Genomic DNA, 13,996 nt, shown 5'->3' with positions numbered 1-13,996 from the left:
CCGCCCTTTCCCGCGAGACTGACGATGGATCTTGGAATAGCCGGCCGCTGGGCCCTGGTCTGCGCCGCGAGCAAAGGCCTCGGGCTGGGCTGCGCGCGGGCCCTGGTGCGCGAAGGCGTCAACGTGGTGATCGCCGCGCGCGGTGAGGCTGCGCTGGAACGGGCGCGTCTGGAACTGCTGGCCCTGCCCGGCGCACGCCAGGTGGTGGCCGTGGTCGCCGACATCACCACACCCGAAGGTCGCCAGGCCGCGTTGGCGGCCTGCCCGCAGGTGGACATCCTGGTCAACAACGCCGGCGGACCGCCCGCCGGCGATTTCCGCCAGTTCGCCCGCGAGGACTGGCTGGCCGCGCTGGACGCCAACATGCTGGCGCCCATCGACCTGATCCGCCTGACCGTGGATGGCATGATCGAGCGCGGCTTCGGGCGCATCGTCAACATCACCTCCTCCTCGGTGAAGGCGCCCATCGACGTGCTGGGCCTGTCCAACGGTGCCCGCTCGGGGCTGACCGGTGTCGTGGCCGGCATCGCGCGCCGCACCGTCGCCCACGGCGTCACGATCAACAACCTGCTGCCAGGCCAGTTCGACACCGATCGCCTGCGCGGCAACTTCGCCTACCTGGCACAGCAGCAGGGCATCGATGCCGGCCAGCTGGCCGAGCGCAAGCGTACCCATATTCCCGCCGGACGCTTCGGCAGCGCCGACGAGTTCGGCGCCACCTGCGCCTTCCTGTGCAGCGCGCATGCCGGCTACATCACCGGGCAGAACCTGCTCATCGATGGCGGTGCCTACCCCGGCACCTTCTGACTTCCGTCCCACCCCCGTTTATGCAGTGAGCCTTCCATGACGTCCAGTTTCGATCCCCACCACGTCCGTCGCGCGTTCTCGCGTGCCGCCAGCCGCTACGACGCCGCCGCAGCGTTGCAGCGCGAGGTGGCCAAGCGCCTGCTGGAATCGCTGGATTACCTGGGCGAGCGCCAGCCTCAGGTGGTGCTGGACATCGGCAGCGGGACCGGCCATGCCAGCGCGACGATGAAGAAGCGCTGGCCCAAGGCGCAGGTGATTGCACTGGATCTGGCCGAGCCGATGCTGCGCGAAGCGAAGAAGCAGGCGGGTTGGTGGAAGCCGTTCGCACGCGTCTGCGCCGATGCGCAGGCGCTGCCGCTGCAGGACCAGAGCGTGGACCTGATCTACAGCAACCTGTGCCTGCAGTGGGTGGACGATCTACCGGCGGTATTCGCCGGGTTCCGCCGCGTACTCAAGCCTGGTGGACTGCTGGTGTGCTCCACATTCGGCCCGGAGACCCTGATCGAGCTGCGCGACGCGTTCGCGCAGGCCGATGCGGTGCCGCATGTCAGCCGGTTCGCGCCCATTGCCCAGTTCGGCGATGCGCTGATGATGGCCGGTTTCCGCGATCCGGTGCTGGACCGCGATCTGTTCACCCTGACCTATGACGACCTGCCCGCGCTGATGCGCGAACTGCAGGCGATCGGCGCCACCAACGCACGCCACGACCGCCGCCACACCTTGACCGGGCGGGGCCGCTTCGATGCCGCCCGCGCCGCCTATGAGCCGCTGCGGCGCGAGGATGGCAAGCTCCCCAGCAGCTGGGAAGTGATCTACGCCCATGCCTGGGCACCCGACCCGGGCGCGCCGATCCGCGAGCGCGGGCACGACATCGCCAGCGTGCCGGTGTCGGCGATCCCGATCCGCCGCAGGCCCACCTGACCGCAGGCTCGGCCCCACCGGCGCGGGTGCGCGTTACGACGGGAACAGGTCGCGGTGGAAGAAATAGATTTCCTGCGCCAGGAAGCGCCAGCTGGTGTGGAAGCTGCGGAAACGGGTGCTCGGCGTGGAGGACGCCAGCGCATCAATGCCCAGTTCCTTGCACAGCCGCAGCGCGCGCGCCATGTGCAGCGGATCGCTGACGATGATGACCCGGTGCAGCTTGCGTTGCTGCATCAGGCGGCGGGCCTCGATCAGGTTCTGGCGGGTGGTCCGCGAGGCGGTTTCGATCAGGATCACCTCGTCCGGCACCCCCTGCTTGAGCGCATAGCGGCGTGCCACCTGCGACTCGGAGAAGCGCGCGCCGCTGCCGCCGTAGCCGCCGGTGAAGATCAGCAGTGGCGCGTACCCCTTCTGGTACAGGTCCAGGCCGTGGCGGATGCGCTCTTCAAACACCGGTGACGGCTTGGCGTCGTACGCCGCCGCACCCAGCACGATGATGGCGTCGGCCTGCGCGGCCTGGTCACGCTCACCGATCCAGACGATCCAGGCCGTCACCCCAAGCAGCCAGGCCACCAGCAGGATGCACAGGCGCCACAGCCAGCCCAGGATGCCCACCCGGCCCACCCGGCCACGGCGGCTCATGCCGCGCTCCACGGCAGGGCGTCAAGATCCACATTGCCGCCGGACAGCACCACGCCCACCCGTTGCCCGGCAAAGCGTTCCGGTGCGCCCAGAATGGCCGCCAGGGCGATCGCCGACGACGGCTCCACCACCTGCTTGAGCACCTGCCAGATCAGCCGCATCGCCGCCACGGTGTCGGCGTCACGCACCGTGAGCACCGACGCCGCAGGCTGCAGCAGCGCGAAGTTGGGCTGGCCCAGGGTGCCGCGCAGGCCGTCGCAGACGGTGTCCGGGGTGATGTCCACGCGGCGTTCGCCGGCGGCCAGCGAACGCGCGGTGTCGGCCGCCCCCTCGGGTTCGGCCAGCACCAGCCGCGCGGTGGGCGCCAGCGCCTGCATGGCCAGCACGGTGCCCGCCGCCAGGCCACCGCCGCCCACCGGCACCACCAGGGTGTCGAACGGACCGTGGCCGTGCAGCAGTTCCAGCGCGGCAGTGCCCTGCCCGGCGATCACGTGGCTGTGGGTATAGGGATGCACCAGCGTGCCGCCCGTCTCGGCCTGCACCTGCGCGCACATTGCTTCACGGGCGGCGATGGAGGCCTCGCAGCGCCACAGGGTGGCCCCGTGGCGGACGATGTTGGCCAGCTTGGCGGCCACCGCACCCTCGGGCACCACCACATGGCAGGCGATCCCGCGCGTACGGGCCGCCAGCGCCAGCGCGGCGCCGTGGTTGCCCGATGAATGGGTGACCACGCCACGCGCCGCCTGTGCGTCGTCCATCGCCCAGACCGCATTGCAGGCGCCACGGAACTTGAAGGCCCCCCCGCGCTGCAGGTGCTCGCCCTTGAACGCCAGCTCGGCACCGCTCATCGCATCCAGCGTGCGCGACCGCAGCACCGGGGTCACACGGGCATGTGGGGCAATGCGCGCGGCGGCGGCCAGCACGTCGTCGGCACAGGGCAAGGGTGAATCGCTCATGACGCAAGATTAACGTATGGCCCCGGTTGGCATCGCCTCCCCCGTACATGCCAACATGGCGGCCATTCATCCGGATCGGGCGGGATTAAGGGCCGATTCAATGCCGCAGGCCGAAGCTGGCCTCATACCCTTGGGGGGACCCGATCATGAAGATGCGCCTGATCCTTGCCGGTGGCCTGATGTTGGCCCTGTCCGGCTGCGCGACCTACGACTATGTCGGCGGTGGCGCCGGCAGTGGCTACTACCACGGTGCACCGTCGGTGGAATACCGCTACCCGGCCGGTTATCCGTACGGCTATGGCAGCGGCTACTACGGTGGCGGCTACGGCTATTACGGCTACGGCGGCGGCTACGGCTACCCCGTGTACCGGCCGTATCCGAACTACCGCCCGCCGCACAACCACCGCCCGCCGCCGCGTCCCGACCACGGCAATGGCCCGCGGCCGGACCGCCCGCCGCGCCCGGATCGGCCGCGCCCGGACAACAACGGTGGCTCCCCCTGGCGCAACATGGACTCGCTGGGTCGTCCCCCGCAGCAGCGGCCCGCGCCGCAGCAGCGCCCGTCGATGCCGGCCCAGGCCCGTCCGGCGCAGGCGCCGCGTCCTGCGGGGCAAAGAATGAACGGTTCCCCGTGGCGAACGCTCAACAATGCGAACCAGCGCACAAATGAGCGCTGAGCTGACTTGATTTTCACGCACCGGGCGGTTCAATCTACCCGGGTGGTGACGGTCGCCGTCGCAAAGTGACAAAAGCGACACAACGCGTCACATCAAGCTCTACGTCGATATCCGACAGGAACATCTGGATCCCCCCTGTTCCGGCCCTGTCGGATGTCGGCACCCAAAACGCAGAAGGCCCCGCTCGCGCGGGGCCTTCTGTCGTTCGGGGAGACCGGCGCTGGGCCGCAGGCTGAAAAAACAGGGCCGGCAGTCCCCCGACTACCGGCCCCTTCGCTTCCCCAGCGTGCGCGTAGACCAGCCCCTGTTCCAATTCCGGTCTGTCGTGCCAGTGGCGCGTGCCACGATGGGTGCTATTGGGTTATCTGCAGATTGCGTGCCAACTTGAGGGTAATTTTTCGACCCGGGCCCGATTGGCGCTAAAATCGCCACCCGTCCCCCTCCCCGGGGGGGAATCCAAGGCCCTTCGGCCCCGTCCCCCCGAGTCCCATCGCCATGTCCGATTCCTTCCATCATCACGACGTCATCGTCATCGGCGGCGGCCATGCCGGCACTGAGGCCGCGCTGGCGGCCGCGCGCAGCGGGGCCCGCACCCTGCTGCTGACCCACAATGTGGAAACCATCGGTGCGATGAGCTGCAACCCGGCCATTGGCGGCATCGGCAAGGGTCACCTGGTCAAAGAGATCGACGCCCTCGGCGGGGCGATGGCGCATGCCGCCGACCGCGCCGGCATCCAGTGGCGCACCCTCAACGCCTCCAAAGGCCCTGCCGTGCGCGCCACGCGCTGCCAGGCCGACCGCAACCTGTACCGCATGGCGGTGCGCCGGATGGTCGAAGCGCAGCCGAACCTGACCGTGTTCCAGGCGGCCGTGGACGACCTGGTGATCGAGGGCGATGCGGTCCGCGGCGCCATCACCCAGACCGGCCTGCGCTTCCATGCCAAGGCGGTGGTGCTGACCGCCGGCACCTTCCTGGCCGGCAAGATCCACGTGGGTCAGACCCAGTACGCCGCCGGCCGCATGGGCGATCCACCGGCCACCACCCTGGCCGCGCGCCTGCGCGAACGCCCGTTCGTGGTGGACCGGCTCAAGACCGGCACCCCGCCGCGCATCGACGGCCGTTCGCTGGACTATTCGGTGATGGCCGAACAGCCTGGCGACACCCCGCGTCCGGTGATGTCCTTCCTGGGCGATGCAGCCGATCACCCGGCCCAGGTCAGCTGCTGGATCACCCACACCAGCGAGCGCACCCACGAGATCATCCGCAGCGCACTGCACCGCTCGCCGCTGTACAGCGGCCAGATCGAGGGCATCGGCCCGCGCTACTGCCCCTCCATCGAGGACAAAGTGGTGCGCTTTGCCGAAAAGGCCAGCCACCAGATCTTCGTCGAGCCCGAAGGGCTGGATGTGGTGGAGATCTATCCCAACGGCATCTCCACCTCGCTGCCGTTCGACGTGCAGCTGGACCTGGTGCGCAGCATCGCCGGCTTCGAGAACGCGCACATCACCCGGCCCGGCTACGCGATCGAGTACGACTTCTTCGATCCGCGCGGCCTGAACAACACCCTGGAAACCAAGAGCGTGTCCGGCCTGTTCTTCGCCGGCCAGATCAACGGCACCACCGGCTACGAGGAGGCCGGCGCGCAGGGCCTGCTCGCCGGCCTCAACGCCGCGCGCGCCTGCCGCGACGAAGCGGGCTGGTGCCCGCGCCGCGACGAAGCCTACCTGGGCGTGCTGGTGGATGATCTGATCACCCACGGCACGACCGAGCCGTACCGCATGTTCACCAGCCGCGCCGAGTACCGCCTGCAGCTGCGCGAAGACAACGCCGACGTGCGCCTGACCGGCATCGGCCGCGAACTGGGCGTGGTGGACGACCGCCGCTGGGCGGCGTTCCAGGCCAAACAGGAGGCCGTGGCCCGCGAGTCGGCACGCCTGCGGGCGCTGTGGGCAACCCCGGGCAATGCGCTGGGCCGCGAGGTTGAAACCACCCTGGGCGTGGCAGTCAGCCGCGAGACCAACGTGCTCGACCTGATCAAGCGCCCCGAACTGGATTACGCCACGCTCATGCAGGTGCCCTCGCTCGGCCCGGCCGTGGACGACCCCAAAGTGGCCGAGCAGGTCGAGATCGGGGTGAAGTACGCCGGCTACCTGGACCGCCAGCGCGAGGAGATCGAGCGCCAGCAGCGCCACGAAAACACCGCGATCGCCAGCGATTTCGACTATGCCGGCGTGCGTGGGCTGTCGGCCGAGGTGCAGCAGAAGCTCGAGCGCGTGCGCCCGCAGACCATCGGCCAGGCCCAGCGCATCCCCGGCATGACCCCGGCGGCCATCTCGCTGCTGCTGGTGCACCTGGAGCGCGCACGCCGCAGCCGCGTGGCGTGATGCACCACCGGCGTGCACACGCCGGGAGCGGAAAGGCCACGCGGTATCATGCCGATGCACCCACCGTGGCGTGCGATTGCCTGGAGACCATGTGAGCCCGATCCGCCCCTTCCTCGACACACTGCCGGTGCTCGGCGAGCGCTGCTACATCGACCCGGCCTGCACCCTGATCGGCGATGTCGTGCTGGGCGATGACGTCTCGGTGTGGCCGGGCACGGTGATCCGGGGCGACGTCAATTACGTGCGCATCGGCGCGCGCAGCAACATCCAGGACGGCACGATCATCCATGTCAGCCACCACAGTCCGTTCAACATGGGGGGCTACCCGACGCTGATCGGCGAAGGTGTCACGGTCGGCCACGGCACCATCATCCATGCCTGCACCATCGGCGACTACAGCCTCATCGGCATGGGCGCGTGCATCCTCGACGGCGCCGAAGTGAAGCCCCACGGCTTCCTGGGTGCCGGTGCGGTGCTCGGGCCGGGCAAGGTGGTCGGCGAGGGCGAGCTGTGGCTCGGCAATCCGGCCCGCCTGGCACGCCCGCTGCGCGACAAAGAGATCGAGGCGCTGCACTACTCGGCCGATCACTACGTGCGGTTGAAGGACAAGTATCTGGCCTGATCGCGACGCACGCTGTCGGCTTGCGTTCGCTGTCCTGGCCATCGCTGGGCATCGGCGGTCGCGCACGGTAAAGTCCTCAGCCGACCAGGACGCAGTCGAGAACCGCATGCCCGTGCAGGCAGCCGACCGGAGAGGATTCCGGCATTCCGCCTTCCACCACTGTCGAGCCATGCCCCACCGGTGCGCGCGCCGATGAGCGTACCGATGCTGGACACCTACCGTGAAGTGATCACGCCCGAAGGCGTGCCGCTGCACCTGCCGGCCGCCGGCCCGTTGCCGCGCGCGCTGGCCTGGGCCATCGACTTCGCCATCCGCTTCGGCGCGTTGTCGGTGATGAGCGTTCCACTGGCCTTCCTTGGCGACTTCGGCCAGGGCCTGTACCTCGGGCTGCTGTTTTTGATGTTCTGGGCCTACACCATCGTGCAGGAAGCGCTGTGGGGCCAGACCATCGGCAAGCGCGCGATGGGCCTGCGCGTGGTCGCGCAGGACGGCGCACCGGTGGGCTGGATGGCCGCCATCACCCGCAATCTCCTGCGCACCGTGGACATGCTGCCGTTCGGCTACGCGCTGGGCCTGCTGTCATGCCTGTTCGACGCGCATGGCCGGCGGCTGGGCGACATGGTGGCGCGCACTGTGGTGATCCACATCGGCGCGCCGGCAGATGGCGGGACCCTGGCCATCGACAGCGTGCTGCCGCCGCCGCCGCTGCAGCCGGCCGAACAGGCTGCCTTGATCGCCTTCGCTGAACGCGCACCGCGCCTGCCCGGCCCGCGCCAGCAGGAACTGGCCGGGCTGCTCACGCCATTGAGCGGCGGCCACGGCCAGGTGGGCGTGCTGCGCCTGTATGCGATGGCCAACTGGCTGCTGGGTCGCCGATGAAGCAGGAACAGTTCGTCGCCCGGTATCAGCCCGAATGGCAGGCGCTGGAGCGCTGGCTGGCGATCCGCGGCCGCGATCCGCGCCGGGCGCGGCGTACCCCCGACCCTGATGGCCTGGACGATGCGGACATGCCGCAGCGCTACCGTCGCCTCTGTCAGCAGTTGGCACTGGCGCGCAGGCGCGGCTACAGCCCGCAGCTGGTGGCGCGCCTGCAGTCGCTCATGCAGCAGGGCCACGGCGTGCTCTACCGCACGCCCGCACCACGCTGGCGACGTGCGGTGGAATTCCTGTTCGCCGACTTCCCGCAGCTGGTACGCAGCCAGGCCCGTGCGATGTGGGTGGCCACCGCCGTATTCGTGATCCCGCTGGTGGGCACCTTCGCGGCGCTGCAATGGCACCCCGAGCTGATCCATCTGCTGATGGGCAACGACGAGATCGCCCGCATGGAGCGCATGTACGACCCGTCATCGCCACACCTGGGGCGCGACAGCGGTACGGACTGGATGATGTTCGGCTACTACATCATGAACAACATCAGCATCGGTCTGCGCACCTTCGCCAGCGGCCTGCTGGCCGGCGTCGGCACCCTGCTGGTGCTGCTGTTCAATGGCCTGACCATCGGCGCGGTCGCCGGCCACCTGCAGCAGGTCGGCCACGGTGATCCCTTCTGGCGCTTCGTGGTCGGCCACGGCGCGTTCGAACTCACCGCGATCGTCATCGCCGGTGGCGCCGGTCTGCAGCTGGGCATGAAACTGCTGGCGCCCGGCCGCCGACGGCGCATCGACGCGCTGGTCGAGGGTGGCGTGATCGGTGCCCGGCTCTGCCTGGGCGTGGCGGCGATGCTGCTCGTGGCCGCCTTCATCGAGGCGTTCTGGTCATCCATCGCCGACGTGCCGGCCTGGGGCAAGTACAGCGTGGCCGCGGTGTTGTGGACGCTGGTGCTGCTGTGGCTCTGGCGTGGCGGACGCGGAGGTGCGCGTGCGGATTGACCAGCTCAACGTGGTCCTGCGTGCGCGCTCGGGCTGGGAGGCGATGGAACTGGGCACGGCGTTGGTGCGCCGGCATGCCGTGGCGATCTGGACGCCCTGGCTGTTGCTGGCGCTGCCGGTGTTCGTGGCGCTCAACACCCTGGCCTGGTGGGCCGATGCCTTCGCGCTGGCGTGGCTGGCGATGTGGTGGCTCAAGCCCCTGTTCGAGCGCGTGGCACTGTACGTGATCTCCCGCGGCGTGTTCGGCGAAACACCCGGAACGCTCGATACGCTGCGCGCACAGCGGCACTGGGGCTGGCAGGGCTTCTGGGGTTACCTGGGCTGGCGCCGGCCGAGTCCGATGCGCACGGTGATGCTGCCGGTCAACCTGCTTGAAGGCGCCGACCCGGTGCATCGCCGCGACCGACGCCGCGCAATCCTCAATGGCACGCTCGGCCACAGCCTGATGCTGACCCTGGTGGCGATGACGTTCGAGGTGGTTCTGGTGGTCGGCGCGATCGCCGGGGTGTTCATGCTGGTGCCGTTCGAACAGCTGCCCGATTCGTGGCGTGCGGCATGGGCGATGGTGGGTGAAGACACGCCAGCCTGGGCGAAACTCTGCTTCAACCTGCTGTGCTGGGCAGCCGCCACGCTGATCGGCCCGTTCCATGTGGGCGCCGGCTTCGGGCTGTATCTCAACCGCCGCACCGAGATGGAAGCGTGGGATGTGGAGATCGCCTTCCGACGTCTGCGCGAACGCCTGCGCGAGGCCGCGCCGCTGCTGATGCTGGCGCTGGTGCTTGCCTGGCCGGCCAGCGTGCTGCATGCCCAGCAGGCACCCCCCGCCGACACGGTCGACGACACCGCGCCCGATACGGACACCACCGGCGGCGATGCCGACGTACAGGAGGCGCAGATCCGCGAGCGCATCCAGAAGCGCCGTGAGGGCGGGCAGACCCCGCCGCGCGACGCACCATCGATCTTCGGCAACGATCCGGTGGACACCGCCGGCTTCCGCCAGGCCGTGGAGCGCGCCTACGAGGACCCGCTGCAGCATCCGACCCGCACCGTCACCGAATGGCGGCGCATTCCCGACGACGCTGCGGACAAAAAGAAGAAGAAGAAGGAACTGGATGCCCGTCCGACCGAACGCAGCGCGCGCACGAAAACGGCGGCACAATGGTCGGCGCAGATCGCCGAATGGGGTCTGTGGGCGTTCGTGGGCGTGCTGGTGGTGATTCTGCTGTTGACTACACGACGCTGGCTGCCGTGGCTGCGCGGCAGCGGCCGTCGGCGGCGCGAGAAGGAGGCAACGCCCGTGCAGGAGGACGCGATCACCCTGCCCGACGTGGTGCCGCCGGATGTGGCAACGCGCGCGCGCGCACTGTGGCAGCAGGGACGGCCGCGCCAGGCTCTGGCGCTGCTGTACCGGGCCAGCGTGGAGAGCATGAGCGAGCGTGCGCAGGTCAGCCTGCCGCCCGGCGCCACCGAAGCGCAGTGCCTGCGCGCGGCCCGACGCATGCCCGACGAAGGCGACCGCACAGCGTTCGCCCGCGTCGTGCGGGTCTGGCAGTACGCGGCGTACGCCGGCCGCCTGCCCGATGACGCCGAGTTCGATGCGCTCGCCGGCAGCCTGCGCGAGCAGTTCCGGTGGCAGGCATGAGGACGCGTCTGCGCTGGCTGCTGGCGGTGGCCCTGCTGCTGGTCGTGGCAGTGCCGCTGACCATCCTGTTCCTGCGCACGCATGAGCGCGTGACCCGCGTGGAGACGCTGCCGCCGCAGGGCGAAGCCCGCTACAACCCGCTGTACGTGCTCGGCCAGGCGCTGCGCGCCGACGGCCTGGAGGCGAATGCGCGACCGCGCCTGGACCTGACGGCGATGGCACTGCAGCCGCACGACACTGTGGTGCTGCTGCAGGACAGTGCCGCGCTGCCGCCGACCACGGCGCGCGCGCTGCTGGACTGGGTGGAGCGCGGCGGTCACCTGATCGTCCGCACGACCCCGCTCACCGCCGACGACGCGGCGGACGACACAGCGGACAATGGCTCGCTGCTGGATATGCTCGGCGTCGACGGGACGTCGCGACGCAACGCGTGCGCGCCATTCCATGTGGCCGACGATGTCAACCACGTCGAGTTCTGCGACAGCCGCCGCTTCGACGTCGATCCACCGACCGGCATCCGGGTGGCACAGGCGTGGCGCGATGAGGAGCACGGCCACGTGTTCGTCCGGCTGCGCCGTGCCGCCGGCACCGTGGATGTGCTCGCCGACCTGAACTTCATGAAGAACAGCGCGGCACCGGGCGTGGACGGCCTCCACGACAAGGCCCATCGCGATCTTGCCCGCTACGTGCTCGCGCCCAACTACGGCAAGGGCACGGTATGGCTGGTATATGGCACGCGCCCGCCCTCGCTGTGGCAGCGCGTGTTCCATGATGGCTGGCCGGTGTGGGTGCCGTTGCTGCTGGCGCTGCTGGGCTGGCTGTGGCTGCGCGCGCAACGCATGGGCAGCCTGCTGCCCTCGCCTGCAGTCGAACGCCGCTCGCTGCTCGAACATGTCCGCGCCAGCGGCGAGCACCTGCTCCGCTACGGCAAGGCACCGCTGCTGTACGACGCCGTGCGGCAGGCCTTCCTCAACCGCCTGCGCCGACGTGCACCGACCGCCGCGGCGCTGGGGGGCGACGCCCGGATCCACGCCATCGCCACCCTGCTGCAGTGGTCGCACGACCGCGTCCGCATTGCCCTGCAGCCGCCCGCTGCCCACGACGTCGCCGGCCTGCGCGACCGCATCCGCCTGCTGATCCAGATGAGAAACCTGCTATGACCGATCCCATCGCTTCCACGCCACCGTCTCTCGATGCCTCACCTGCCTCCGTGTCCGGCACGTCGCTGATCGACCGCGTCGACGCCGTGCGCGAGGCGGTCGGCCGCGCGTTCATCGGCCAGTCCGACGTGCTCGACCAGATCCTGATCGCGTTGCTGGCCGGCGGCCACGTGCTGATCGAAGGCGTACCGGGCCTGGGCAAGACCCTGCTGGTACGCGCGCTGGCCCAGGCACTGGAGCTGGATTACGGACGCGTGCAGTTCACCCCGGACCTGATGCCCAGCGACGTCAGCGGCCATGCGGTGTACGACCCGAAGACCGAGAGCTTCAAGATCCGCCGCGGCCCGGTGTTCACCAACCTGCTGCTGGCCGATGAAATCAACCGCGCGCCGGCAAAGACCCAGTCGGCCCTGCTGGAAGTGATGCAGGAAGGCCAGGTCACCATCGAGGGCAAGGCGTTCACGCTGTCGCCGCCGTTCCTGGCCCTGGCCACGCAGAACCCGGTGGAGCAGGAGGGCACCTATCCCCTGCCCGAGGCGCAGCTGGACCGCTTTCTGCTCAAGGTGATCATCGACTACCCGGCGCTGGAAGACGAGAAGCGCATGGTCGATGCGATCACCACCGGCCGCAGCGCTGGCGACTTCGATCTGTCGCAGGTGCCCCGCGTGCTCGGCGCGGCCGATGTGGTGGAACTGCAGCGGGCCACCGCAGCGATCACCGTGGACCCCGAAGTGATCGACTATGCGGTGCGCATCGTTGCCGCCACGCGCCAATGGCCGGGCATCGCGCTGGGTGCAGGGCCGCGCGGCAGCATCGCGCTGGTGCGTGCCGCGCGTGCACAGGCAGTGCTGTCCGGTCGCGATTTCGTCACCCCCGATGATGTCCGCGACATCACCAAGCCCGCCCTGCGCCACCGCATCGCGCTGGCCCCCGAACTGCAGATCGAAGGCCAGTCCGCCGACGACGCGCTGGGCGCGCTGCTGGCCAAGGTGGAAGCGCCGCGCAAATGAGGCCGGCCCCGCCGCTGCTGGCACTGCTGTGCGGCTGGGGCCTGTGCGGGCTGCCGGTCGCGTTCGGGCTGTGGCCCGTGCGCGTCTGGTGGATGCTCGCCGCCGGCATCGCCGGGCTCGCGCTGATCGACCTGGTGCGCCTGTGGCGGCAGCCCTCTCCGAGCGTGCAGCGCGCACTGCCCGAAGCGCTGGCGCTGAACGTGGACCGCAGCGTCACGCTGCGGCTGGAATCGAGCCTGCGCCAGCGCGTGGACGTGTTCGATCTGGTTCCTGGCGCGTGGGCCGTGAAGGGCCTGCCGCGCGCGTTGTCGCTCAAGCCGATGGTGGCCAGCAGCGTGGACTACACGCTGACCCCGACGGCGCGCGGCCGCTTCCTGTTCGACGGCGTACACCTGCGCGTGCACGCGCCGTGGCGTCTGTGGCGGCAACGGCGCACCCTGCCGTCAACGCTGGCGGTGAGGGTGTACCCCAACTTTGTGCCGTTGACCCGCTTCGCGCTGTTCAGCGCCGAACAGGCCTCGCGACTGGTCGGGGCGCACCTGAAGCGCCGCCGTGGTGAAGGCACCGATTTCCACCAGATGCGCGAGTACCGCGTCGGCGACAGCCTGCGGCAGATCGACTGGAAGGCGACTTCGCGCGCGCGCAAGCTGATCTCGCGCGAGTACCAGGACGAGAAGAACCAGCAGATGGTGCTGATGATCGATACCGGTCGTCGCATGATGGCCAGCGAGGGCGGTCTGTCGCACTTCGATCATGTCCTCAACGCGGCGCTGGTGGTGTCCTACCTGGCGCTGCGCCAGGGCGACGGCGTAGGGCTGCTCGCCAGCGGCGGCGACCAGCGCTGGGTCGCGCCGCAACGCGGCATGGGCGCGATCGATACGCTGCTGCGCGCCAGCCACGACCTGCAGGCACGCCCGGTAGCGACCGACTATCTGGCCGCGGCCACCGAGCTGAGCCTGCGCCAGCGCCGCCGCTCGCTGGTGATGCTGGTCACCAACGTGCGCGATGAAGACATCGAAGACCTGCTGGCGGCCGTGCGCCTGCTGCAGCGCCAGCACCTGGTGTGCGTGGCCAGCCTGCGCGAGCGGGAACTGGATGATGCGCTCGCCGAGCCGGTGGAGAGCATGGAGGACGCCATCCGGGCCGGCGCCATCGCGCGCTACCTGCAACAGCGCAATGAAGCGCATGAGGCGCTGCGCAGCCATCGGGTGATGGTGCTGGATGTGACTGCGGATGCGCTGCCTGGCGCACTGGTGGAGCGGTATCTGGCGGTCAAGCGCGACGGGTTGCTCTAGGGCGGTCGGTA

13 protein-coding genes are annotated in these 13,996 nt (G+C 69.6%); 11 read left to right on the top strand and 2 right to left on the bottom strand.

Features of this window, described 5'->3' with window-relative positions:
* Positions 1-24: 24 nt before the first annotated feature.
* Positions 25-807 (top strand): SDR family oxidoreductase, encoded by a 783-nt coding sequence (locus tag ACPEH8_RS10460; RefSeq protein ID WP_017355743.1) that lies wholly within the window; start codon positions 25-27, stop codon positions 805-807.
* A 36-nt stretch (positions 808-843) separates the two neighbouring features.
* Positions 844-1,728 (top strand): malonyl-ACP O-methyltransferase BioC, encoded by an 885-nt coding sequence (gene bioC / locus ACPEH8_RS10455; protein ID WP_166473551.1) that lies wholly within the window; start codon positions 844-846, stop codon positions 1,726-1,728.
* Between the two features lie 33 nt (positions 1,729-1,761).
* On the opposite strand, the gene ACPEH8_RS10450 is transcribed toward bioC, so the two are convergent.
* Together ACPEH8_RS10450 and ACPEH8_RS10445 are read right to left on the bottom strand one after the other, a co-directional pair.
* Positions 1,762-2,382 carry a YdcF family protein gene (locus ACPEH8_RS10450; RefSeq protein WP_017355745.1) on the bottom strand — a complete coding sequence of 207 codons (621 nt, stop codon included), beginning with the start codon at positions 2,380-2,382 and terminating at the stop codon, positions 1,762-1,764.
* Positions 2,367-3,326 carry a pyridoxal-phosphate dependent enzyme gene (locus tag ACPEH8_RS10445; protein WP_423666698.1) on the bottom strand — a complete coding sequence of 320 codons (960 nt, stop codon included), beginning with the start codon at positions 3,324-3,326 and terminating at the stop codon, positions 2,367-2,369. The genes ACPEH8_RS10450 and ACPEH8_RS10445 overlap by 16 nt, the downstream gene beginning before the upstream one ends.
* 146 nt (positions 3,327-3,472) lie before the next feature.
* Between ACPEH8_RS10445 and ACPEH8_RS10440 the strand changes: the two genes are divergently transcribed.
* From ACPEH8_RS10440 to ACPEH8_RS10400, 9 genes are all read left to right on the top strand, one after another.
* Positions 3,473-4,003 (top strand): hypothetical protein, encoded by a 531-nt coding sequence (locus tag ACPEH8_RS10440; protein ID WP_153165080.1) that lies wholly within the window; start codon positions 3,473-3,475, stop codon positions 4,001-4,003.
* 495 nt (positions 4,004-4,498) lie between these two features.
* Positions 4,499-6,388, top strand: coding sequence for a tRNA uridine-5-carboxymethylaminomethyl(34) synthesis enzyme MnmG (gene mnmG, locus ACPEH8_RS10435; RefSeq protein WP_423666696.1), 1,890 nt, complete (start codon positions 4,499-4,501; stop codon positions 6,386-6,388).
* Between the two features lie 91 nt (positions 6,389-6,479).
* On the top strand, positions 6,480-7,010 hold the full coding sequence (locus ACPEH8_RS10430) for a gamma carbonic anhydrase family protein (RefSeq protein WP_017354378.1): 531 nt from the start codon (positions 6,480-6,482) through the stop codon (positions 7,008-7,010).
* Between the two features lie 192 nt (positions 7,011-7,202).
* On the top strand, positions 7,203-7,889 hold the full coding sequence (locus tag ACPEH8_RS10425; protein WP_423666694.1) for an RDD family protein: 687 nt from the start codon (positions 7,203-7,205) through the stop codon (positions 7,887-7,889).
* Positions 7,886-8,878 carry a stage II sporulation protein M gene (locus tag ACPEH8_RS10420; protein ID WP_136006014.1) on the top strand — a complete coding sequence of 331 codons (993 nt, stop codon included), beginning with the start codon at positions 7,886-7,888 and terminating at the stop codon, positions 8,876-8,878. Before ACPEH8_RS10425 ends, ACPEH8_RS10420 begins: the two co-directional genes overlap by 4 nt.
* Positions 8,868-10,520: a DUF4129 domain-containing protein gene (locus ACPEH8_RS10415; protein ID WP_423666692.1), complete on the top strand. Its 1,653-nt coding sequence runs from the start codon at positions 8,868-8,870 to the stop codon at positions 10,518-10,520. The genes ACPEH8_RS10420 and ACPEH8_RS10415 overlap by 11 nt, the downstream gene beginning before the upstream one ends.
* Complete coding sequence (locus ACPEH8_RS10410) at positions 10,517-11,680, top strand: DUF4350 domain-containing protein (RefSeq protein ID WP_423666690.1); 1,164 nt, start codon at positions 10,517-10,519, stop codon at positions 11,678-11,680. The genes ACPEH8_RS10415 and ACPEH8_RS10410 overlap by 4 nt, the downstream gene beginning before the upstream one ends.
* Positions 11,677-12,690 carry an AAA family ATPase gene (locus ACPEH8_RS10405; protein ID WP_051008548.1) on the top strand — a complete coding sequence of 338 codons (1,014 nt, stop codon included), beginning with the start codon at positions 11,677-11,679 and terminating at the stop codon, positions 12,688-12,690. Before ACPEH8_RS10410 ends, ACPEH8_RS10405 begins: the two co-directional genes overlap by 4 nt.
* Positions 12,687-13,985, top strand: coding sequence for a DUF58 domain-containing protein (locus tag ACPEH8_RS10400; RefSeq protein WP_017354372.1), 1,299 nt, complete (start codon positions 12,687-12,689; stop codon positions 13,983-13,985). The genes ACPEH8_RS10405 and ACPEH8_RS10400 overlap by 4 nt, the downstream gene beginning before the upstream one ends.
* The last annotated feature ends 11 nt before the right edge of the window (positions 13,986-13,996 follow it).

It is taken from the genome of Stenotrophomonas sp. NPDC077461, from assembly GCF_049545475.1.
Taxonomy (GTDB): Bacteria; Pseudomonadota; Gammaproteobacteria; order Xanthomonadales; family Xanthomonadaceae; genus Stenotrophomonas; species Stenotrophomonas nematodicola.
The sequence above is the reverse complement of the archived record's forward strand: the minus strand, read 5'-3'. Positions and strand labels throughout refer to the sequence as shown.

What these genes read in the sequence shown, in the direction of transcription:
- ACPEH8_RS10460 (WP_017355743.1), top strand. Translation starts at nt 25, where the DNA reads ATGGATCTTGGAATAGCCGGCCGCTGGGCCCTGGTCTGCGCCGCGAGC.
- bioC (WP_166473551.1), top strand. Translation starts at nt 844, where the DNA reads ATGACGTCCAGTTTCGATCCCCACCACGTCCGTCGCGCGTTCTCGCGT.
- ACPEH8_RS10445 (WP_423666698.1), bottom strand. Translation starts at nt 3,326, where the DNA reads ATGAGCGATTCACCCTTGCCCTGTGCCGACGACGTGCTGGCCGCCGCC.
- ACPEH8_RS10440 (WP_153165080.1), top strand. Translation starts at nt 3,473, where the DNA reads ATGAAGATGCGCCTGATCCTTGCCGGTGGCCTGATGTTGGCCCTGTCC.
- mnmG (WP_423666696.1), top strand. Translation starts at nt 4,499, where the DNA reads ATGTCCGATTCCTTCCATCATCACGACGTCATCGTCATCGGCGGCGGC.
- ACPEH8_RS10425 (WP_423666694.1), top strand. Translation starts at nt 7,203, where the DNA reads ATGAGCGTACCGATGCTGGACACCTACCGTGAAGTGATCACGCCCGAA.
- ACPEH8_RS10420 (WP_136006014.1), top strand. Translation starts at nt 7,886, where the DNA reads ATGAAGCAGGAACAGTTCGTCGCCCGGTATCAGCCCGAATGGCAGGCG.
- ACPEH8_RS10410 (WP_423666690.1), top strand. Translation starts at nt 10,517, where the DNA reads ATGAGGACGCGTCTGCGCTGGCTGCTGGCGGTGGCCCTGCTGCTGGTC.
- ACPEH8_RS10405 (WP_051008548.1), top strand. Translation starts at nt 11,677, where the DNA reads ATGACCGATCCCATCGCTTCCACGCCACCGTCTCTCGATGCCTCACCT.
- ACPEH8_RS10400 (WP_017354372.1), top strand. Translation starts at nt 12,687, where the DNA reads ATGAGGCCGGCCCCGCCGCTGCTGGCACTGCTGTGCGGCTGGGGCCTG.